The sequence below is a fragment of the Cellulomonas septica genome (genome assembly GCF_012396155.1).
In the GTDB taxonomy this organism is placed as follows: Bacteria; Actinomycetota; Actinomycetes; order Actinomycetales; family Cellulomonadaceae; genus Cellulomonas; species Cellulomonas septica.
The window spans coordinates 1-3,148 of the sequence record NZ_JAAXOY010000428.1 but is presented as its reverse complement, the minus strand read 5'-3'; the positions used below and the strand labels follow the sequence as shown (position 1 = coordinate 3,148).

At 76.5% G+C, this 3,148-nt stretch carries 3 protein-coding genes and 1 pseudogene; all 4 read right to left on the bottom strand.

The window, feature by feature from the left end; all coding sequences use genetic code 11:
* The coding region (locus HGA02_RS14450; protein WP_168679669.1) for a DUF2520 domain-containing protein at window positions 1-653 on the bottom strand (653 nt) is incomplete at its 3' end.
* Complete coding sequence (locus tag HGA02_RS14445) at window positions 650-2,383, bottom strand: PH domain-containing protein (RefSeq protein WP_343035488.1); 1,734 nt, start codon at window positions 2,381-2,383, stop codon at window positions 650-652. The genes HGA02_RS14450 and HGA02_RS14445, both read right to left, overlap by 4 nt.
* Entirely contained in the window at window positions 2,380-2,892 is a 513-nt protein-coding gene (locus HGA02_RS14440; RefSeq protein WP_168679667.1) for a PH domain-containing protein, read from the bottom strand. The genes HGA02_RS14445 and HGA02_RS14440 overlap by 4 nt, the downstream gene beginning before the upstream one ends.
* Window positions 2,893-2,941: 49 nt before the next feature.
* Window positions 2,942-3,148 (bottom strand): annotated as a pseudogene (locus tag HGA02_RS14435) (DUF3180 family protein); the annotation flags it as partial.

Below are 3,148 nucleotides of genomic sequence, written 5' to 3'. Positions count from 1 at the left end.
AGCGCGGCCTCGAGCAGCGGGCCGAGCATCCGGCCCGGGTCGGCGACACCCGCCGCCGCGAGCGCCTGCGCGGCCTGCGCGACCAGCACGACGAGGTGGTTCGCGCCGTGCGCGAGCGCCGCGTGGTACAGCCCGCGGGCGGACTCGTCGACCACGACGGGCTCGCCGCCGATCTCCACGACGAGCGCCTGGCCGATGGGCAGGACGGCGTTCGGGCCGGTCACGGCGAACGGGCACCCGGCGAGCCGCGACAGGTCGAGCGACGTGCCCGTGAACGTCATCGCGGGGTGGATCGCGAGCGGGATCGCGCCGACCGCGCGCGCCGCCGCGAGCACGTCCGTGCCGAACCGCCCCGACGTGTGCACGACGATCTGGCCCGGCTGCCACGCCCCCAGGTCGCCGAGCCCCGTCACCAGGTCGGTCAGCGCGTCGTCGGGCACCGTGAGCAGCACGAGCTCCGCGCGACGGACGACCTCCGGGACCTCGACGAGCGGCACGCCCGGCAGCAGCGCCTCCGCGCGCTCGCGCGACCCCTCCGAGATGCCCGACGCCGCGACGACCGGGTGACCGGCCCCCCGCAGCGCGTTGCCCAGGACCGCCCCGACGCGGCCCGTGCCGACCACGCCCACGCCCAGGCGGCCCGGACGCGTCACGCGCCCGCCCCGGGCTCGGTCCGCACGGTCTGCGCCTCCGGACCGCGGGTCGCGGGCTCCCCCGCGTCTGCTCGTTCCCCCGGCACCGCGGCCTCGTCCGGCTCCGCGGTGGCCTCCGGGGCCCCGACGTGGCCGTGGGGCACGTCCGGCGTCACCGAGGTACCAGGCGGTGCGGGCTCCGCGGCACCCACCTGGCCGGCCACCACGACGGGCGCAGCGGTCTTCCGCATCCACTGCTCGGGCCCCTCGCTCGCCCGGGCCGTCCGCGCGCGCTCGGACTGCTCGTCGAGCAGCGCGACGACGACACCCGCGTCGAGGTGCGCGATGTCCGGCGACACCGGCCCGGGCGTCGAGTGCACGACGAACGACGCGAGCCCGAGTCGTCGCTGCAGCGGCCCCTGCTGGAGGCCGAGGGACTGCGTCCGCTCGTGCGGCACGACGTCGACCTGCCGCCACCAGCGCCCGCGTCGGATGACCAGGGCGCGCTGCGTGACGAGCACGCCGTGCCGCCGCCAGCCCAGCGGGTCCACCCAGCGCGCGCGACGCGGTGCGACGGCGAACCCGTGCGCCTCGTCGGTGCCGGTCAGGGCCGCGTCGACGACGCCCACCGGGTCGTCGACGCCGAGGTCGTGCAGGACCAGCCACAGCGCGGTGCGGACCTCGTCGCGCGTCGCGACCGGGTGCAGGACGGTGTCGCGCTGCTGCTCCCCGGACGGCGAGTACCCGGCGACGTTCATCTCGACGCGCCACCAGTCGGGCTTGCGCCACCACAGGCCCTGGCTGATCCGGATCGCCTGCACGCGCCCCGGCGGGACGGTCTGCGCACGCGACTCCGTCAGGCCGTGGCGCAGGCGGATGCCGTCGGGCGACGTCGCCGCGCGGAAGCTCGCGCCCTGGTTGATGCGGGACCACACGTACGACACGAGGCCGAAGAACATCGGCAGCAGGAAGAACACGGTCGCGAAGGTGCGGCTCAGGATGCCCGCGGAGACGGCCACGACCACCGCGAGGACGAGAGCGACCGTCGCACCCGAGCGCACCGTCGCGAGGACCAGCCGGCTCATCGGCACCTCGTACACCTGGTGCTCGGGCGCGGCCTCGAACGCGACGACCGGCCGGGCCACGTCGGCGCCGGTCGCGGTGCCGCCCGCACCGTCACCCGCTGCGCCGTCGACCCGGTCGTCGGGCGCGTCGGGCCCTCCGGGGGCCACCACCGCCGTCGGCGCCGTGCCGGGACGCTGGAGCCCGGCGGCGAGCGCGAGCAGCTCGGCCCGCAGCGCGAGCGCGTCCGACTCCCGCAGGAACGCGAGGCTCACCCCCGACCCCGAACCGCCCGCGACCTCGAGCTTGAGCTCCGCGAGCCCCACGAGCCGCGCGAGCAGCGGCTGCACGACGTCCACGGCCTGCAGCCGGTCGAGCCGCGCCTGCCGCTGCTGGCGGAACAGGATCCCGGTGTTGAGGTGCACGGCGTCGTCGGTCACCGCGAACCGCGTCATGCGCCACGCGAGCGCCGAGTACGCGAAGCCGACGACCGCGACCGCCGCGAGCCCGCCGAGGACGACGACCCAGCGGTACCCGTCGACGAGCTCGAGCAGCCGCCGCACGTCGTCCGCCGCCTGGTAGCCCACGACGACCAGCACCGCGACGACGATCTTCCAGCCCTTGAGGGCCGGGGTCACGGGGTGCATGCGCCGCCAGTCGACCGCCGGCGGCGCGGTCGTGCCGCTCACAGCCCCGCCAGCCGCGCCTCGCCGCGGGACGCCAGCCGGTCGCGCAGCCGCGCGGCCTCCTGCGGGGGCAGCCCGTCGATGGTCGCCGTCGTCGCGGGCGACGCGGTGTGCAGCTGCACGGACGCGATGCCGAGCTTGCGCGCGAGCGGACCCGCCGTCACGTCGACGTACTGCATGCGGCCGTAGGGCACGACGACGAGCTGCCGGAACAGGATCCCGCGGCGCACCAGCAGGTCGTCCGCGCGCTCGGCGTAGCGCATCGCGCGCACCTGGCGCGGCACGAGCACCGCGATCCACACGACCAGCGCGAGGACCAGCGCCGGGAGCGACCACAGCCACGCGACCTGCGTGAGGGCCGCGAGCGCGACCCCGGCCAGCAGCAGCGGACCCATCCAGATCGCGGTCACGATCAGCCGCGCCGACGCGAGCCGCGGCGACACCGGCGTCCAGTCGACACCGAGCGGGTCGAAGAGGTCGGCCGGGGCGTCCGGCTGCGTGACGTCGGTCATGCGGACATCCTCCCACCGAGCGCCCTGGTCAGGGTGCGACGGACGCCCCTCAGGCCGACGGGTCGGGAGTCGCCTCCTCGCGTCGGACCGCACCCTCGTCGGGCGGGGGGACGCGGCAGAACCGCTCGACGACCAGGCCGACGACGGCCAGCACGACCGCACCGCCCGTCGCGACGGCGGCGACCGCGACGACGCTCACGCCGGTCGCGAGGATCTTCTTGTAGCCGAACTTCCCCGTGAGCAGCACGGCGGGGAT